21 protein-coding genes are annotated in these 16,630 nt (G+C 60.5%); 9 read left to right on the top strand and 12 right to left on the bottom strand.

The window, feature by feature from the left end:
- Positions 1-30: 30 nt before the first annotated feature.
- The 4 genes from I3J13_RS12830 to I3J13_RS12815 all read right to left on the bottom strand — a co-directional run bounded on the left by I3J13_RS12830 (position 31) and on the right by I3J13_RS12815 (position 3,231).
- Positions 31-816 carry a L,D-transpeptidase gene (locus tag I3J13_RS12830; protein ID WP_020811492.1) on the bottom strand — a complete coding sequence of 262 codons (786 nt, stop codon included), beginning with the start codon at positions 814-816 and terminating at the stop codon, positions 31-33.
- Positions 817-835: 19 nt separating this feature from the next.
- The gene (locus I3J13_RS12825) at positions 836-1,891 is read right to left on the bottom strand and encodes a L,D-transpeptidase family protein (RefSeq protein ID WP_020811491.1); all 1,056 of its coding nucleotides are present in this window, start codon (positions 1,889-1,891) and stop codon (positions 836-838) included.
- 174 nt (positions 1,892-2,065) lie between these two features.
- Positions 2,066-2,851, bottom strand: a complete 786-nt coding sequence (locus I3J13_RS12820; protein ID WP_196379032.1) for a 3-oxoacyl-ACP reductase FabG — start codon at positions 2,849-2,851, stop codon at positions 2,066-2,068.
- The gene (locus I3J13_RS12815; protein WP_196379031.1) at positions 2,848-3,231 is read right to left on the bottom strand and encodes a hypothetical protein; all 384 of its coding nucleotides are present in this window, start codon (positions 3,229-3,231) and stop codon (positions 2,848-2,850) included. The genes I3J13_RS12820 and I3J13_RS12815 overlap by 4 nt, the downstream gene beginning before the upstream one ends.
- Before the next feature lie 97 nt (positions 3,232-3,328).
- Here I3J13_RS12815 and I3J13_RS12810 point away from each other — a divergent pair, with 97 nt between their 5' ends.
- Entirely contained in the window at positions 3,329-3,910 is a 582-nt protein-coding gene (locus tag I3J13_RS12810) for a DNA-3-methyladenine glycosylase (protein ID WP_196379030.1), read from the top strand.
- On the opposite strand, the gene I3J13_RS12805 is transcribed toward I3J13_RS12810, so the two are convergent.
- The 3 genes from I3J13_RS12805 to I3J13_RS12795 all read right to left on the bottom strand — a co-directional run bounded on the left by I3J13_RS12805 (position 3,879) and on the right by I3J13_RS12795 (position 5,688).
- Entirely contained in the window at positions 3,879-4,073 is a 195-nt protein-coding gene (locus I3J13_RS12805; RefSeq protein ID WP_196379144.1) for a hypothetical protein, read from the bottom strand. The two genes, I3J13_RS12810 and I3J13_RS12805, sit on opposite strands and share 32 nt — an antisense overlap.
- Positions 4,074-4,302: 229 nt before the next feature.
- On the bottom strand, positions 4,303-4,500 hold the full coding sequence (locus tag I3J13_RS12800; RefSeq protein WP_003523793.1) for a hypothetical protein: 198 nt from the start codon (positions 4,498-4,500) through the stop codon (positions 4,303-4,305).
- Between the two features lie 174 nt (positions 4,501-4,674).
- Positions 4,675-5,688: a substrate-binding domain-containing protein gene (locus I3J13_RS12795; protein ID WP_020811486.1), complete on the bottom strand. Its 1,014-nt coding sequence runs from the start codon at positions 5,686-5,688 to the stop codon at positions 4,675-4,677.
- A gap of 269 nt (positions 5,689-5,957) precedes the next feature.
- On the opposite strand from I3J13_RS12795, the gene I3J13_RS12790 reads away from it, so the two are divergent.
- The 6 genes from I3J13_RS12790 (at position 5,958) to I3J13_RS12765 (ending at position 12,030) form a co-directional block, all read left to right on the top strand.
- The gene (locus I3J13_RS12790; protein WP_196379029.1) at positions 5,958-7,223 is read left to right on the top strand and encodes an ABC transporter substrate-binding protein; all 1,266 of its coding nucleotides are present in this window, start codon (positions 5,958-5,960) and stop codon (positions 7,221-7,223) included.
- Positions 7,224-7,287: 64 nt separating this feature from the next.
- Complete coding sequence (locus tag I3J13_RS12785) at positions 7,288-8,262, top strand: carbohydrate ABC transporter permease (protein ID WP_059758565.1); 975 nt, start codon at positions 7,288-7,290, stop codon at positions 8,260-8,262.
- Positions 8,259-9,092 carry a carbohydrate ABC transporter permease gene (locus tag I3J13_RS12780; protein WP_003523786.1) on the top strand — a complete coding sequence of 278 codons (834 nt, stop codon included), beginning with the start codon at positions 8,259-8,261 and terminating at the stop codon, positions 9,090-9,092. Before I3J13_RS12785 ends, I3J13_RS12780 begins: the two co-directional genes overlap by 4 nt.
- Before the next feature lie 10 nt (positions 9,093-9,102).
- A complete protein-coding gene (locus tag I3J13_RS12775; protein ID WP_196379028.1) occupies positions 9,103-10,131 on the top strand; it encodes an ABC transporter ATP-binding protein in 1,029 nt (342 codons plus the stop codon).
- 57 nt (positions 10,132-10,188) lie between these two features.
- Positions 10,189-10,974 carry a ThuA domain-containing protein gene (locus I3J13_RS12770; RefSeq protein ID WP_046801358.1) on the top strand — a complete coding sequence of 262 codons (786 nt, stop codon included), beginning with the start codon at positions 10,189-10,191 and terminating at the stop codon, positions 10,972-10,974.
- Between the two features lie 6 nt (positions 10,975-10,980).
- Positions 10,981-12,030, top strand: a complete 1,050-nt coding sequence (locus tag I3J13_RS12765; protein ID WP_196379027.1) for a Gfo/Idh/MocA family protein — start codon at positions 10,981-10,983, stop codon at positions 12,028-12,030.
- Positions 12,031-12,223: 193 nt separating this feature from the next.
- Here the strand turns inward: I3J13_RS12765 and queE are convergent, their stop codons facing one another.
- Genes queE through queC form a run of 3 tightly spaced genes read right to left on the bottom strand, consistent with a single transcriptional unit; the run spans position 12,224 to position 14,042 of the window.
- Positions 12,224-12,979 carry a 7-carboxy-7-deazaguanine synthase QueE gene (gene queE, locus I3J13_RS12760; RefSeq protein WP_196379026.1) on the bottom strand — a complete coding sequence of 252 codons (756 nt, stop codon included), beginning with the start codon at positions 12,977-12,979 and terminating at the stop codon, positions 12,224-12,226.
- Positions 12,976-13,332: a 6-carboxytetrahydropterin synthase QueD gene (gene queD / locus I3J13_RS12755; RefSeq protein ID WP_020811477.1), complete on the bottom strand. Its 357-nt coding sequence runs from the start codon at positions 13,330-13,332 to the stop codon at positions 12,976-12,978. The genes queE and queD overlap by 4 nt, the downstream gene beginning before the upstream one ends.
- Positions 13,332-14,042 (bottom strand): 7-cyano-7-deazaguanine synthase QueC, encoded by a 711-nt coding sequence (gene queC / locus I3J13_RS12750; RefSeq protein ID WP_196379025.1) that lies wholly within the window; start codon positions 14,040-14,042, stop codon positions 13,332-13,334. Before queC ends, queD begins: the two co-directional genes overlap by 1 nt.
- A 224-nt stretch (positions 14,043-14,266) precedes the next feature.
- On the opposite strand from queC, the gene I3J13_RS12745 reads away from it, so the two are divergent.
- Both I3J13_RS12745 and I3J13_RS12740 read left to right on the top strand, forming a co-directional pair.
- On the top strand, positions 14,267-14,404 hold the full coding sequence (locus tag I3J13_RS12745) for a hypothetical protein (RefSeq protein WP_196379024.1): 138 nt from the start codon (positions 14,267-14,269) through the stop codon (positions 14,402-14,404).
- On the top strand, positions 14,397-14,567 hold the full coding sequence (locus I3J13_RS12740; RefSeq protein ID WP_183044106.1) for a hypothetical protein: 171 nt from the start codon (positions 14,397-14,399) through the stop codon (positions 14,565-14,567). Before I3J13_RS12745 ends, I3J13_RS12740 begins: the two co-directional genes overlap by 8 nt.
- Positions 14,568-14,659: 92 nt before the next feature.
- Here I3J13_RS12740 and I3J13_RS12735 read toward each other — a convergent pair whose 3' ends face one another.
- Together I3J13_RS12735 and I3J13_RS12730 are read right to left on the bottom strand one after the other, a co-directional pair.
- Positions 14,660-15,793, bottom strand: a complete 1,134-nt coding sequence (locus I3J13_RS12735; RefSeq protein WP_196379023.1) for a Gfo/Idh/MocA family protein — start codon at positions 15,791-15,793, stop codon at positions 14,660-14,662.
- Between the two features lie 23 nt (positions 15,794-15,816).
- Positions 15,817-16,581 carry a sugar phosphate isomerase/epimerase family protein gene (locus I3J13_RS12730; RefSeq protein ID WP_020811471.1) on the bottom strand — a complete coding sequence of 255 codons (765 nt, stop codon included), beginning with the start codon at positions 16,579-16,581 and terminating at the stop codon, positions 15,817-15,819.
- Positions 16,582-16,630 lie beyond the last annotated feature (49 nt).

Genomic DNA, 16,630 nt, shown 5'->3' with positions numbered 1-16,630 from the left:
GCCTGGAAGCGCGGCCTTTTTTGTGCCCTGTCAGTAGGTCTGCATCGGTTGCGAGAGGCCGTCGCCGATCACGCCGTTACCATATTGCGCCACGGGCACACCTTCCTGACCGATCGGCACGCCCTGCTGTGCTGGGCCGAGCGCCGTCACCACGATCGGCGTGCCATCGGGCACACGGTTGTAAAGGTCGATGATATCCTGGTTGAGCAAGCGCACGCAGCCGGAGGATACCGACTTGCCGATGGTCCACCATTCCGGCGAGCCGTGCAGGCGGTAGATCGTGTCCTTGCCATCCTTGAAGATATAGAGCGCGCGCGCACCGAGCGGGTTCTTGAGGCCCGGCTCCATGCCGCCGTTGCGGCTGCTATAGGGTTCGAGTTCCGGCTGGCGCGCGATCATCTCATCGGGCGGCGTCCAGCGCGGCCATTGCCGCTTGTACTGAATGACGCCGCGACCGGCCCATTCAAAGCCCGCGCGGCCGAGGCCGACGCCATAACGCATGGCCTGATTGTTCTCATAGGTGAGATAGAGGAAATGATTGGCGGTATCGACAACGATAACGCCGGGGCGTTCACCCGTCGGGTTCGCCACCATCTGCCGCAGGAACTGACGCGGAATCCGCTTGTAGGGGATTTCCGGCAGCGGGAACTGCTCGTCCGGCTTGGGGCCGTACATCAGGGCATACATCGGGTCGTCCGCGGGTGCTGCAGGCCGGGCGGCCTCACGCGCGGTTGTGTTGCAGCCCGCAAGGCCGGCAAGCGCCAGTCCACCTGCTCCAAGCAGGAAACCCCGCCGGGTCGTCGTCGTCTCGTTCAATTGAAAAACCTCATTTACGTCATCTCACGCCGGCAAAGGGATCTGCCAGCGCCGCCTCGGGGCGGCTGATAGGGTACTTCGTGCCGGAAACCTGCGATGCCATGGCCTTGGCGCCGTTCGATTTCAAAATGGCCCGGAAGCTCGGATGCATGCCGCCGTCTACATACGCGCTGAGCGGGCTGGAAGTTCCCTCACTCATGGCGGCGGCAAATTTTTGTTGCTCTTCGGCCAGTTTCGAAGCCACCAGCGGATCCTGCTGGTTGATGGCCGGCGGGCAGGCCGCCAGCGGATCGGCAGGTTCGCCTTCGGCAAATTCGCTGTTGAAGACATAACGGCGACCGCAGACAGAAACCTTGGGCTGCCGGCGCGTCACCTCGAAATAGTCGTAGCCTTCCTTCAGCGTCTTCCAGAACGGCATATTGGGGTCGTCCCGATGCGCCACCATGTTCCTTGCGCTCATGCGGAAGGGATAGGCCTGTACCTGAAAGCGGTCCTGCCCGCCCTGAAGCGCACGCGCGACGATGGCGTAAATCTCGCCCACCTGGGCATCCGTCATGGCGTAGCAGCCGGAAGAGGAGCAGGCGCCATGCACCATCAACGCCTCCCCGGTGTAACCGAGCGCCGATTCCAGCCGGTTGGGATAACCGAGATTGAAGGAAACGTAATATTGTGAGTTCGGGTTCAGCATGCCGGCCGAGACATGATAAAACCCTTCCGGCGCCTGCCGGTCGCCCGTTTTCATCTTGGGGCCGAGCTTTCCGGACCAGCGGCACATGGGATAGGCCTTGAGCAACGCGTAATTTCCGGTCTTGTCGACCTTCCAGACCTCAAGCTCGCTTTCCTGCTTGAAAATGCGAACGAGGACAGGGCTTTCCGGGCGCATGCTCTTGGCCGACATCTGCGCCATCATCTTGGACGACAGTTTCGGCGGGTCTTTCTTGACGCTATCGAGCCCCATGGAAGTGCACGCGGCAAGGCCGCCACCGATCGCAACGATCGCGGCCATTCTTGCCCCTGCCCTTACCTTTTGCCGCAACCCCGCAACCGCGAAATCCAGCAATGCCTGCATGCCCATGGATCGTTCTGCCCGCCTGATTTGCCCGCCTTTCCGGCAGACGCTTAACTATCGAAGGTGGCCACAACACGGCAACCTCGCCCATGGACAAAGTCTCGTGAACAGACGTTACCCATTCGTTAATCATAAGGACACAAGCCCGTGATGGTGTGGCAGTGAAAGTGCGAGCCGCGATTATCGAAGCAGCCCCTGACCGCCATCGATCCATACCGGCGTGCCGGTAATGTGGCGGGACGCATCCGACGCCAGGAAACCGATCAGCGCAGCGACATCGTCGCTGGTTCCGGCCACGCCGCCGGTTACCGGAATATCCCCAGCCGGAAAACGAACTGGAACCTCCGTTTTTTCCCGCCCGCGTATATCGGTATTTTCATCGATTGCCGTTTCGATTTCGCCCGGACACACCGCATTGACGCGAATACGGTGACGCCCCAGCTCCAGCGCCAGTTGTTGCGCCATGGCGAATTGCCCGGCCTTCGTCACGGAATAGGCCGTAGCACCGGGCGACGTGAAGGTGCGGGTGCCATTGATCGATGAAATGATGACGATGGACCCGCCGCCGACCGCTTTCAGATGCGGCACACTGGCATGGACGGTGAGATAGGTGCCGCGCAGGTTGATGCGGATCGTATCGTCCCATTCGGACGGTTTCAGTTCATCGATGGGCGCCCAGACGCCGTTGACGCCGGCATTGGCCACCACGACATCAAGCCGGCCGAAATCCTCAACCAGCGCTGCGACCGCGTGACGCATCGCCGTTTCATCAGCCACATCGGCCAAAAGCACCTTCGCAGACCCGGATGCAGCGCCGATTTCCCGGGCGACATCGTTCAATTCCGATTCGGTGCGACCCAACAGGCCGAGCGAGAAACCCTGCGCCGACAGATGAAGGGCGGCGGCGCGCCCAATGCCGGAGCCAGCGCCGGTTACCAGAGCGACTTTGCGAACGGCCAATGTCACCGCCCTCCTTTTCGGGAAGCAATGGACGTGACCGTCGCCGAGACGGGGTCACTCGCCGGAAAACTGTCTTCCAGCCCCTCCTCAAGCTCTTCCTCCAGAATGTCGCGATCCTTCGATGTGCGGGCGCTCGCCTGTCCGTGCGGAGCTTCATCCTGCGCCGTACCCAGAACGGAAAATTGCGAAGGCGCATCCGCACCATGGCGCGTTCCGAACGCGGTCAGTTGCACCATCACCGCGCTCGCCCGCTTGATGGCCTCGGCATCGTCGATCCCCTCAAGACCGTCGGCGAGGCGAACCGAGACCTGATCGCCGTCGTTGCCGACGAACTCGACGGAGATAAACCCGTTATTGCGTTTTACATAGGTCGTCGAAAGTTGCATGACATGCCCTCCGGCTTGGAAAGCACCGGTACGAATCCGATGCTGGAAAACGGTTAGAACCTGAATTCACAACGACGGCAGAGCGGAAGGGTTCCAGATGGATCAGGCCTTTGGCCCGGAAATGCAGGAGAGTTTCTTCCTGCGCGATGCGCTGGATGTGGCCCGCGCCCTCATCGGCGCGGAGTTCCGCATCGGCAATACCGGCGGCATCATCGTGGAAACCGAAGCCTATCATCCGGACGACCCGGCATCCCACAGTTTTAACGGGCAGACCCCGCGCAACAGGGCAATGTTCGGCCCGGCCGGCCGTCTTTATGTCTACCGGTCCTATGGTATTCACTGGTGCGCCAACTTTGTCTGCGCCCCGGGTTCCGCCGTGCTTCTGCGCGCCATCGAACCCCTGACCGGCATAGACATGATGAAACTGCGACGGGGAACTGACAAGCCGAAACTTCTCTGCTCAGGTCCGGGCAGGCTCTGTCAGGCGCTGGCGATTACGGCGGAGATGGACGGCGCGCCGTTGAACGCAGCGCCGTTTTTCCTGCGGTTGCCGAAAGAAGCCGCCGCCGTCACCAGCGGCAGACGAATCGGCATCAGCCGCGCGACGGAATATCCGTGGCGCTTCGGGCTCAAGGGCTCGGCTTTCGTCAGCAAGAAATTCGAGAACGGAGAGGCGTGACAGGCGCGAGCACCTTCGGCGGCCCATCATTTTCGTCGGGGTTGGGTGTCGGCGCCTCGTCCGGCAACCGGTCAGGTTCCGGTTCTTCCACCGGCGGAATATCCGGCTGCGGCGGCACGGGCATCGGCGGTTCGGGATAGGGTTCGACGGGAACGGCTGGCATCGCGGCCTCCTGATAAACACGCTTAGCCACGATGGGCACAAGCTGCGTTTTTATCTCGTGGGACAGCGCGTTTGCGCTGTCGCCAATCAGGCGGCGCAACACCCAATTCGCCCATCGGTCAAATGCCGGTCAGGTCCCTTCGGTCCGGTTGCGCCGCCCTGCGGGTCGTACAGGGAAAACGCGGGCACGGCCTGTCCGTTCCGTTTTTTAGGAAGGTTTTTGCGATGGCTCAGGCGAAACCGAGCGCGCTGCGGGAAATATCGCGATTTTCGCAATAGTCGCGGGAGTGGGCCTCGTGCCCATGCTCACGAGCGGTCGAACGGTTCAGTTCCGGGCTCGGAACGTTGAGCAGCGCATCGGCATAGGTGCCGGTCGCCTCGACATCATCGATCACAGTCTGCTGTTGCGGTTTTAAAAATTCAAACATCCGTCCACCTCCTTCGACACGTCCCCTCAACGCGCCGGCCCGGGTCCTGTTCCATAACACCCGTGACTGTCCCGATTATACATGAGACGGCGCGGACGTATAGATGACGAAAGGCGAACGTTATCAACTGACGTTCACGAAATGGAGTGGAATCAGTGAGCTATGCCGACAAGTTCAGGCAGGGCCGACCGATTCCCGCAAGATCAGTTCGACCGGCCACAATTCCTGAACCTCGCGAACGGGACGGCCGCCGATGATCTGCAAAAGCAGGTCCGTCACCCGCATGCCCGCCATGCGCATGGGCGAGCGGGTGGTGGAAAGCGGCGGCATCATGCTTTCCGGCGTAAGGTAAGGAAACACGTCGTCATGGGCGATGACTGAGACATCCCTGCCGATCGTCAGCCCCATCTGCGTCGCGGCGCGATAGACACCCTGCGCCGTCATCATCGCGCCCGCCACAAAAGCCGTCGGGCGCGGCGTCTGTTCCAGCAGCGAGCGGGCGAAGCGAAAGGCCGTCTCTTCGCTGAAGTGCTCATTCATCATGAAACGCGGATCCGGCGTAATGCCGTGCGTGGCCAGCGCCTCGCGAAAACCCTGCTCGCGGTCCTGCACGAAGGTGCGGCCGACCGGACCATTGATAAGGGCGATCCGCCTGTGTCCGCGCTCCAGAAAATGAATCGTCGGACGATAGGTGACGTCGTGGTTGTCGATATCGAGCCAGGCATGTTCGAAAGGCGTCTTTGAGCGGCCATGCACGATGAAGGGCACACCCAGCCGGTTGAGCAGAGCGATGCGTTCATCTTCCGGGCGGGGGGAATGCACGATGATGCCATCCACCCGGCCGCTCGACGCCAGCCGGCTGAAAATCGCCAGTTCCTCATCGAGATTATTGTCGACGGTGACGCTAACGAGAATGTCGGTCTCTTCCCGTTCCAGCCGGGTCGCCATGCCGCCCATGAATTCGGAAAAGAAGTGCCCGCCGCCCGAACGGCCCATGACGACGCCGATGGCGCCTGCCCTGCCCGTCGCCAGCCTGACAGCGTTTGCATTCGGCCGGTAGCCGTATTTCAGCGCAGCCTCCATCACCCGCTGGCGCGTTTCCTCGCGCACCTCGGGGTAGCCGCCCAGCGCCCGGCTGACGGTGGTGGGCGAGAGCCCGACTTTCTCTGCGAATTCCTTGAGCTTCATAATTTTTTGCCAATTTGCCCCTGCATGCGTCGCCGCTGCGGATTTTTCAAGCCGACAAAAATTGAAAACGATTTCAATTTTCCTCCACCTGAAACCTTACAGTTGATCATTCCCAAAGGCAAACGCCGAAAAATTGCAGGCGAAAACAGCCGATTTCCGGGGGATTAGAAAGAGTATTGACAGATTGCTCGGCTTTTGAGAGCCTCGCGTCAGTCAAAAGCGCTTTCAATTTTGAGGACAATCGGAAGCGTCAACGGAGGAGTTTGACAATGAATATTTCCATGAAGACTTTGTTCCTGTGCGGAGCGGCGTTTTCCGCCGCCGTTTCGGCTGAGGCGGCCGAGCTTTCCATCGCCGCCAATTCGACCGGCAAGAACGTCGCGTTCTTCCGCGAACGGATCGCCGCCTTCGAGAAAGAGACCGGTCACAAGGTCAATCTCGTCACCATGCCGTCATCGTCCAGCGAACAGTTCAGCCAGTACCGGCTGTGGCTTGCCGCCGGCAACAAGGATGTCGATGTCTACCAGACGGACGTGATCTGGGCGCCGCAACTGGCCGACCAGTTCGTGGATCTGACCGCAGCGACAAAGGATGTCATCGGCGATCATTTCCCTTCCATCGTCGCCTCACAGACGGTTGACGGCAAGCTCGTCGCCATGCCGATGTTCACCGACGCACCGGCGCTTTTCTATCGCAAGGACCTTTTGGAAAAATACGGCAAGCAGCCGCCGAAGACCTGGAAGGAACTGAGCGAGACCGCCAAGGAAATCCAGGACAAGGAGCGCGAAGGCGGACAGAAGGACCTCTGGGGCTTCGTTTTCCAGGGTAGCGCCTATGAGGGCCTGACCTGCAACGCGCTGGAATGGATCGCTTCCGCCGGCGGCGGCCATATTGTCGAGACCAACGGCGATATCTCCGTCAACAATGAGAAGGCCGCAGCCGCCATCGAAACCGCCAAGGGCTGGGTCGGCACCATCGCGCCGCAGGGCGTGCTCGCTTATAAGGAAGAGGAAGCGCGCGGCGTCTGGCAGACCGGCAATTCCGTCTTCATGCGCAACTGGCCCTATGCATATGCACTGGGTAATGGCGACGACAGCGCCATCAAGGGCAAGTTCGGCGTCACTCCGCTGCCGGCTGGTACGGAAGGCGAAGCCCCTGCCTCGACACTCGGCGGCTGGAACCTCGCCGTTTCGAAATATTCCGACGATCAGGAAGCTGCCATTCAGCTCGTGAAATTCCTGGCGTCGAAAGACACCCAGAAAATGCGCGCGATCCAGCTCTCCAACATGCCGACGATCGCATCCCTCTACGACGACAAGGATGTCGCTGCCGCGCAGCCCTTCATGCCGACATGGAAGCCGATCTTCCAGACCGCCGTTCCCCGTCCTTCGGCCTCGGCGAAGGTGAAATATAACGAGGTTTCCGCCAAGTTCTGGGGCGCCGTGCACAACACGCTCTCCGGCAACGGCACGGCGGCTGAAAATCTCGAACTTCTCGAGGTTGAACTGACCGATCTCAAAGGCAACGGCTGGTAATCCGGCCCGCGCGGGAGGCGGTCTCGCCTGATCGCCTCCCGCGCCCCAACCGCGAGATATCCCCATGAACGACATAGCCCTTCAAAGACCGGTCGCGGCATCCGGCACCGGCTCCGACCTGCAGTCGGAACGACTGAAATCTGCCTGGCTGTTCCTTGCCCCCACATTTCTGGTGCTGGCGCTGGTGGCGGGCTGGCCGCTGGTGCGCACCGTGTGGTTCAGCCTCACCGACGCCTCGCTCACCAATCTCGACGGGGCGCAGTTCGTCGGCCTTAAGAACTACCTCACCTGGATCACGCTCAGCAGCGGCCGCACCATCTATCGCGGCCTGCTTGCCGATCCCGCATGGTGGGGCGCGGTTCTCAACACCCTCAAATTTACCATCCTTTCCGTCAGCTTCGAAACCGTGCTCGGTCTCATCGTCGCGCTGGTGCTGAATGCCGAATTCAAGGGACGCGGCCTCGTGCGCGCCGCGATCCTCGTGCCCTGGGCCATTCCCACCATCGTTTCGGCGCAGATGTGGGCGTGGATGCTGAACGACCAGTTCGGCATATTGAACGACCTGTTCCTCAATCTCGGGCTGATCTCCAGCAAGATCGCCTGGACTGCCAATCCCGAGACCGCGATGATCGCCGTGCTGATCGTCGATATCTGGAAGACCACGCCCTTCATGGCGCTGCTCATTCTCGCCGGCCTGCAAATGGTGCCGAAGGACATGTATGAGGCGGCAAAGGTGGATGGCATTCATCCCGTCAAGGTATTCTTCCGCGTCACTTTGCCGATGATCCGCCCGGCCCTCATGGTCGCCGTCATCTTCCGCATGCTGGATGCGATGCGCGTCTTCGACCTCATCTATATCCTGACGCCCAACAACGCCCAGACCCGCACCATGTCGGTGCTGGCGCGCGAGAACCTGTTCGATTTCGACAAGTTCTCCTACGGTGCTGCAGCCTCCACCATGCTGTTCCTCATCATCGCCTCGATCACCGTCATCTACATGTGGCTCGGGCGCGTCAACACCGATGGAGCCGCGCGATGACCCTGCCAAGCATCCTGAAAACCACCGCTTTTTATGCGCTGGTCGCCATCATCATGGTGATTTCGGTATTCCCTTTCTATTATGCGATCCTGACGAGCCTGAAATCCGGCTCGGCGCTGTTCCAGGTCAATTATTGGCCGCGTGACTTCTCGCTGACCAATTACAGCTTCGTCATCGGCAACGGCACTTTCCTGCGCAATCTCGGCAATTCGTTGTTCGTTGCATCTTCCGTCGTCATATTGTCGCTGTTCCTTGCGGTAACGGCGTCTTATGCCCTGGCCCGTGTCCGCTTCCGTGGCCGCGCGCTGCTGCTGCTTACCATCCTGTCGGTTTCGATGTTTCCGCAGATCGCCGTTCTCGCCGGCCTGTTCGAACTGATCCGCTGGGCGGGCATCTTCAACACGCCGCTCGCGCTGATCTTTTCCTACATGATCTTCACCCTGCCCTTCACGGTCTGGGTGCTGACAACCTTCATGCGCGACCTGCCGATCGAGATTGAGGAAGCGGCTATCGTCGATGGTGCAACGCCATGGGTCATCATCACCCAGGTGTTCATGCCGCTGATGTGGCCGGCACTCGTCACGACAGGGCTTCTCGCCTTCATCGCGGCGTGGAACGAATTCCTCTTCGCACTTACCTTCACCTCATCGAACGAGCAGCGCACGGTGCCTGTCGCCATCGCGCTTCTGTCGGGCGGCTCGCAGTTCGAAATTCCCTGGGGAACGATCATGGCCGCATCCGTCATCGTTACCGCACCCCTCGTCGTCCTCGTTCTGATCTTCCAGCGACGCATCATCTCCGGCCTCACCGCCGGCGGCGTCAAAGGCTAGGAGAAAACAAATGACCACCATTCAACTGCGCGATCTTCGCAAATCCTTCGGCGCCTTCGATGTCATCAAGGGCATCGACATGGACATCCGCTCCGGCGAATTCATGGTCTTCGTCGGACCTTCCGGCTGCGGCAAGTCCACGCTTTTGCGCCTCATCTGCGGGCTGGAGGAAATTACCAGTGGCACGCTTTCCTTCGACAGCGAGACGGTGAACCGCCTGCCGCCCGCCAAACGCGGCGTCGCCATGGTCTTCCAGTCCTATGCGCTTTATCCGCATATGACCGTGTTCGAGAACATGGCCTTCGGCATGAAACTGTCAGGCGCGGACAAGGAACAGCGCAGGAAGCGCGTCGAAGCCGCCGCCGAGATGCTGCAGCTCACGCCCTATCTGGAACGTCTGCCGAAGCAGCTTTCCGGCGGCCAGCGCCAGCGTGTCGCCATCGGCCGCGCCATCGTGCGCGATCCCAAGGTCTTCCTCTTCGACGAGCCGCTCTCCAATCTCGATGCGGCATTGCGCGTCGCCACGCGTCTCGAAATCGCCAAGCTGCATCGCTCGATGCATGACACGACGATGATCTACGTCACCCACGACCAGGTGGAGGCGATGACACTCGCCGACCGTATCTGTGTGCTGCGTGACGGCCGTGTCGAGCAGATCGGCACGCCGCTGGAGCTTTACGAAAGCCCGGTCAACACCTTCGTCGCCGGCTTCATCGGCTCGCCGAAGATGAACTTCCTCACCGGTAAATATGCGGAGGCCGAAGGGGCGAAAACCATCGGCATCCGCCCCGAACACATCACCATCGCCACCGATGGCAGCGGCTGGAGCGGCGAGATCGTGCATTCGGAAATGCTGGGATCGGACAGCTATATCTATGTCGAGATCGGCGCGGGTGAACCCGTCGTCGTTCGTGAAGAGGGCGTGACCGGCCGCACGGCCGGTGAACGCATCGCCATTGCGCCGGATGCGGCGCAGATACATCGTTTCGACGCAGACGGCCGGGCGCTTGCCCGCAACCCTGCCCGGGGTGCCGCCTGAACATTCAACTTTCGCCGGGCTCACCCAAGGTCCCGGCTTTCACCGAGGAGCATGACAATGACCATCAACACCGTTGTATGGGGCGAAAATATCCACGAACACATCAATGAGACGGTGCGTTCTATCTATCCGAACGGCATGCACAATACCATTGCCGACGCGCTGAACCAGAATCCTGAGATCAACGCCACGACCGCCACGCTGCAGGAGCCGGAACACGGGCTTTCGCAGGAGCGCCTCGACAAGACCGACGTGCTGGTCTGGTGGGGCCACAAGGACCATGGCGCGGTGCAGGACGAGATCGTCGAGCGTGTCGCCAAGCGCGTTTGGGAAGGCATGGGCCTCATCGTCCTGCATTCCGGCCACTTTTCCAAGCCGTTCAAGCGCCTGATGGGCACGCCTTGCGCGCTTAAATGGCGTGAGGCGGGCGAGCGTGAACGCCTGTGGACCATCAATCCGCGCCACCCGATTGCAGCCGGCCTGCCCGAGCATTTCGAGCTGGAAAACGAGGAAATGTACGGCGAACAGTTCTCCGTGCCGGAGCCGCTGGAAACCGTCTTCATCTCCTGGTTCCAGGGCGGCGAAGTCTTTCGGTCCGGTCTTACCTGGCGCCGTGGTGCAGGCAATATCTTCTATTTCCGCCCCGGCCACGAGACCTATCCCACCTATCACGACGCCAATGTGCAGAAGGTCATCAGCAACTCGGTGAAATGGGCCTATAATCCCGTTGGCGCATTGAAGAGCATTCATGACGCCCCCAATGTTCCCGTCGACAAGGCTCTGGAGCCAATCGAAGAACGCGGCCCCAAGCTGCACAAAGCAGGCGAAGCAGGTTACAGGTAACAAGCCATGAGACTTCTCATTCTCGGAACCGGCGGCATGGCCAACAACCATGCCACATATTTCTCTGAAATCCCCGGCGTCGAACTCGTCGCAGCGGTGGATGTGGACGATGTGGTGGTGCGGGCCTTTGCGCTGCGCCACAACATCCCGCTCTCCTTCACCTCGCTGGATGACGCCATTGCCTGGGGTGAATTCGACGCGGCGGCCAATGTCACGCCGGACGCGATCCACCACCCGACCAGCCTGAAGCTTCTGGCGGCCGGCAAACATGTCTTCTGCGAAAAGCCGCTGGCGGAAAACTACGCCAAGGCCGCCGAAATGGCCGACGCCGCTGAAAAGGCCGGCCTCGTCGCCATGGTCAACCTCACCTATCGCAACGTCGCACCCTTGCAGGCGGCGCGCGAGATGGTGCTGGCAGGCAAGATCGGCAAGGTGCGGCATCTCGAAGCCTCCTATCTCCAGAGCTGGCTCGTTTCCAAGGCCTGGGGCGACTGGATGACGGAGAGCAAGTGGCTGTGGCGACTTTCCACCAAGCATGGCTCGAACGGCGTGCTGGGCGATGTCGGCATCCACATTCTCGACTTCGCCTCCTATGGTGCGGGCAGCGATGTGGAGCGCATCTTCACGCGGCTGAAGACCTTCGACAAATATGAAGGCAATAAAATCGGCGTCTACGACCTCGATGCCAATGACAGCTTCACCATGACCGCCGAGCTTGAAAACGGCGCCATGGGCGTCATCCATGCCAGCCGCTGGGCGACGGGTCACCTCAACGAACTTCGCCTGCGCATCCATGGCGACAAGGGCGCATTGGAAGTGATCCACACGCCGGATTATTCCAGCCTGCGCGCCTGCATCGGCGAGGATGTGGAAAAGGCGATCTGGAAGACCATCGATGTCGACCCGGTGCCGACGAATTACGAAAAATTCGCCAGGGCCGTCATGGAAGGCGGCCCCGCCGATCCGGATTTCCGTCATGCGGCAAATCTGCAGAAGGTGCTCGATCTGTCGATCATCGCCGACCGCGAAAGGCGCGAGCTGGCCGTTTCGGCCTGATTTGCGAAAGTGCGGCGGCACAAGCCGCCGCATGGATTGCTGCAAAGGGCTCGTCGCTCTCCGTCACCCCGGACTTGATCCGGGGTCCAGCGCGATCAAGTCTTTGATCGAAAAAGACTCTTTTCACGGCGCAGACGCGCCGTGGCTGGATGCCGGATCAAGTCCGGCATGACGGAGGGAACTTATAACTCCCTCAAACCCCGCGCTTATTCCCCCACAACAGCACATGAAGCTGCGGCAGCACCCGGGCGGAAAACCAGCGATCTTCGCTGACCTTCTCCACCAGCCACAACATCCGATCCATCACCCCATCGATATCCACACGCGCATCGTCGTCATCCGGCGGCGGCGGAGTGTGGTTGCCGGGCTGGAGATAGACCGGCAGATGCGGGAAACGCGCGGATGCCGCCTTGGCATAGGCATAGTCCGCATCGTCGAACACCACGATCTTCAGCGCCACCTTCGGTCCGTCACCGGCGGCGGCAAGACAGTCTTCTAAGGCCTGCCAGTCCGTTTCCATGCCGCTCGATGGCGGCTTGGGGCTCAGCACCAGGTGGTCGAGATCGGCAAACCAGTCTTTCGCGATGCTGCCCTGCGTTTCCAGCGCGAAGCGATACCCCTCGCCCTGCCCCTTCGCGATCAAGGCCCCGAGCGGCTGGATGGCCGGATTGCCGCCTGAAAGCGAGACCGTCAGCGGCACGCCGCCGGAAAGCCGCCGCACCTCCTGCCAGATCGCCTCGACCGGCATCGGCTTCCATGTATCGCGGTACTCGCTGTCAACGGCATGCAGCGTATCGCACCAGGAGCAGCGGTAATCGCAGCCGCCGGTACGCACGAAAACGGTCGGCAGACCGATCAGCAGGCCTTCGCCCTGAATGGTCGGGCCGAAGATTTCGCTGATGCGGATCGTGGTCTCCTTGGCTGCAATCTTGTGTGCAACCGCCGTCATGGCCGGTATTCCGCCCAGGTCTTGGCGGTTTCGCTGACCCGCACGGCGCTGGTTTCCGGCAGGCGATCCTTGCACCAGTCGTAAAAATGCTTCGCCAGACATTCCGCCGTCACCCGGTCATGGCCAAGAACGTCGTTCAGGTGGCGATGGTCGAAATGATCGTCGATATAGCGTTTCAGCGGTGCAAGCTCGTGATAGTCGCGCACAAAACCGTGCTCGTTCAGCGCTTCGCCCGCAAGCTCGATCTCAACAATGTAATTATGCCCGTGGAGGCGATTGCACTGGTGATCCGACGGCAGGCTTTTCAACTGGTGCGAGGCGGAGAAGTGAAATTCCTTGGTGATGCGGAACATCAGCGCACCTCCTGCGCCGCATAGGCATGGGTGGCCGCCACCCAGAAATCCGGATCCTCATAGTCGGTCGGATCGGTGACACCGGCCAGATGAAAGGCCTCGCGCCGTTCGACGCAGGTGCCGCAGCGGCCGCAGTGGCGCAAGCCGCCCTTGTAACAGGACCATGTTTCGCCAAAGGGCGTGCCGTATTTCGCACCATCGGTCACGATCGCCGCCTTGGAAACGGTGACATAGGGCGCGAAGAGCTTGACGTCGGCATAACCTTCCAGCGCATGCGCCTGCATGGCATTGAAGCTGTCGATGAAGCCCGGCCGGCAATCGGGGTAGATGAAGTGATCGCCGCCGTGCACGGCAATCGCCACGGCATCCGCCTGCTGCGCGGCGGCCAGCCCGAAAGCGATGGTGAGCATGATGGCATTGCGGTTCGGCACCACGGTGGAGCGCATGGTCTCTTCCGCGTAGTGCCCGTCCGGCACCTCCACGTCGTCAGTCAGCGCCGAACCGGTGAGATGGGCGCCGATGGTTCTGATATCGATGACATGATGCGGCACGCCGAGACGCCTTGCGCAATCGGCCGCGAAATCCAGCTCCTTCTTGTGGCGCTGGCCATAGTCGAAGGAGACGAGAGCGAGAAGTTCGTGTTCCGCCGCAATTTTATGCGCAAGCGAAACGGAGTCCAATCCGCCGGAGCAGATGACGATGGTTTTCATAATTTGGGATCCCTTGTTTTGACCGGGTGGGCTGCGACCGGATTACGGGGAGCGGCTTTAAACCAAACCGACGGGCTTGTGAAGGGCCTTGCGGAAATCGCGCAAAGCCGCGCCATCACGAAAATGCCCTGCGGCAGCAACAAGATGAAACAATCGGGACATATGCGGGAAACCGGCACGATCTAGAACGATGCGAAATCTGCTGTTCTTGAAGGGTCTTGCCAATGGTGGCGGCTGATACATTTCTGTTTTCGCTGAGCAACCTCAGCTCTCTCGGCACCGGCCTGCTGATGGCGATGGCAGGCATGCTTTATGTCACGCTCACCATTCGCGGGCTGGTTGCCGCCGTTCGCCATGGATAAGGCTCTCGACACCAAACGCCACCGGTTCAGGCGCAATCTCACCACGGCGCTCGTTGTCGCCTCCGCGGCGCTCGTCGCGGCCGTTGGCATAGCCCCTTTCGTGTTCCTGATCTGGATGGTCAGGACCGTTGCGCGCTGGCTGGGTCTTTTTATCGGCCTATGAAAATCTGATGAACACGCACGCTCGCCACTACATGGCTGAGCGGAAAAGGCCCGGCGAACTGGCAGTGCGCCGGGCCTTTTTTGGCTGTGCGCTCAGCGCAGCAGCGCCTGCGCCTCCTCGATACCGAGTGCCGCCGGCTGGGTGCAGGTCGTCGTCATTTCGATGAAACGGCCCTCTTCACCGGACTTCAGGATCGAGGTCATCACATCGATGCCGTGCAGGGAGCGCTCCAGCGAGCAACGGGCATCGCGGCCTTCCAGAATAGCGATTGCCATATCGGCAAGGCCCGCCGTGCGATAATTGGCACGCGGGCCATTGGGGCTTTCCTGATTGGCGATGCCGAAAGGATGCGCCCAATCTTCCAGCGGCTGGATATTCTTGTCGCGACCGCTCGCTTCCACCACGCCGCCGAAGAAGTTCGGGTCCGGCACGTAGATCGAGCCTTCCGTGCCGTAAAGCTCCATATTGGCGTGGCGGTGCGACCAGACATCCCAGCTTGCCGAAAGCGTGATCGTCGCGCCGTTCACGAATTCCAGCAGGGCATGGATATTGGTCGGTGTTTCGACTGGGATGATTTCGCCGTTCAGCGGCTGGCTGGTCACCGTACGGGTCGGATTTGCCATCGAGGTCAGTGCGCCGACACGCTTCACCGGACCGATGAGGTTGATGAGATTGGCGACGTAATAGGGACCAAGATCGAGGATCGGCCCGCCGCCCCTCAGGAAGAAGAAGCCCGGATTGGGGTGCCACATCTCCATGCCGGGGCTCATCACATGGCAGGTGCCGGAGGTGATGCGCCCGACCTTGCCGTCATCGATATATTGCCGGGCAAGCTGATGTGCGCCGCCGAGGAAGGTATCCGGCGCGCAACCGACGGAAAGGTTCTTCTCGCGGGCAATGCGCCGCAGCTCCTCGCCTTCCTCCAGCGAAAGCACCAGCGGCTTTTCCGAATAGACGTGCTTGCCCGCCTCAAGGGCGGCTTTCGACACCGGAAAATGTGCGGCGGGAATGGTGAGGTTCACCACCACATCGATATCCTTGTTGGCGAGCAGCTCCTCGATGGACTGCGCGACAACACCGAATTCTTCCGCCCTCAGCTCCGCCGCATTGCGGTTGAGGTCGGCGCAGGCAAGCACCTTGATGCCCTTGAAGAGCGGTGCCAGCGAGAAATAAGCAGACGAGATATTGCCGCATCCGATGATGCCGACGCCAAGATCCCTGGCCATGATGCAAACTCCGAAATTGAAACTTAGTAGGTTTTGAAAGATACGATCGAGCGGGTGATCAGCCGGTCGATATCCTTGGGATTGTCGTGCTCAACCACAAAATGTTTCGTGGCGGATTTCGCCTTCAGCGCCGCGACGAGACCCTTCCAGTCCACTGTACCGTGGCCGACATCGGCCCAGCCATCCTCATCCGCATTCTCGCCTGCTGGTGCGATATCCTTCACATGTACCGCAGTAATGCGTTTGCCATAGCTTTCGATCCATGCAAGCGGATCGGCATTACCTCTGATAATCCAGGCGATATCCGCCTCCCATTTCAAATCCGGCCCACCGGCAAATATCTGCTCCTGCGGTGTGGAGCCATCGCCAAGCGTCTTGAACTCGAAATCATGGTTATGCCAGCCGAAGGTCAGCCCTGCATCCACGAAGGGCTTTCCGGCTTCCTGCAGGCGCTTGCCGAAAGCAAACCAGCCTGCGGCATCTGTCGGGCGCTGGTCAGGCATCAGGTAAGGGCAATAGATCGCCTCAACACCCAGAACTTTCGCGATGTTCAGCGCCTTTTTCGGATCGCCTTCCAGAAGGTCGAGGCCGAAATGGCCGGTCGGCATGGCAAGGCCATTGGCGTCGAGTTCGGCGCGCAGGCCTTTCAAACCGGCATCATCCAGCGAAGCGTACATCGCGCCATAACCTTCGACATGTTTATAACCCGCCGCCGAAAGCTTCTTCAGAATGTTGGAAAAAGGCTGGAAATTACGGGCGCTGTAAAGCTGGAAACCGAGTTCTGTCATTGTCTCCTCCATAGAGATCTGGGTCTTGGGATTGTGTGTGGGGGGTAAA

Origin of the sequence: Agrobacterium leguminum (assembly GCF_015704895.1) — a bacterium.
Classification (GTDB): Bacteria; Pseudomonadota; Alphaproteobacteria; order Rhizobiales; family Rhizobiaceae; genus Agrobacterium; species Agrobacterium leguminum.
This window is presented reverse-complemented; position numbering and strand designations above follow the sequence as displayed.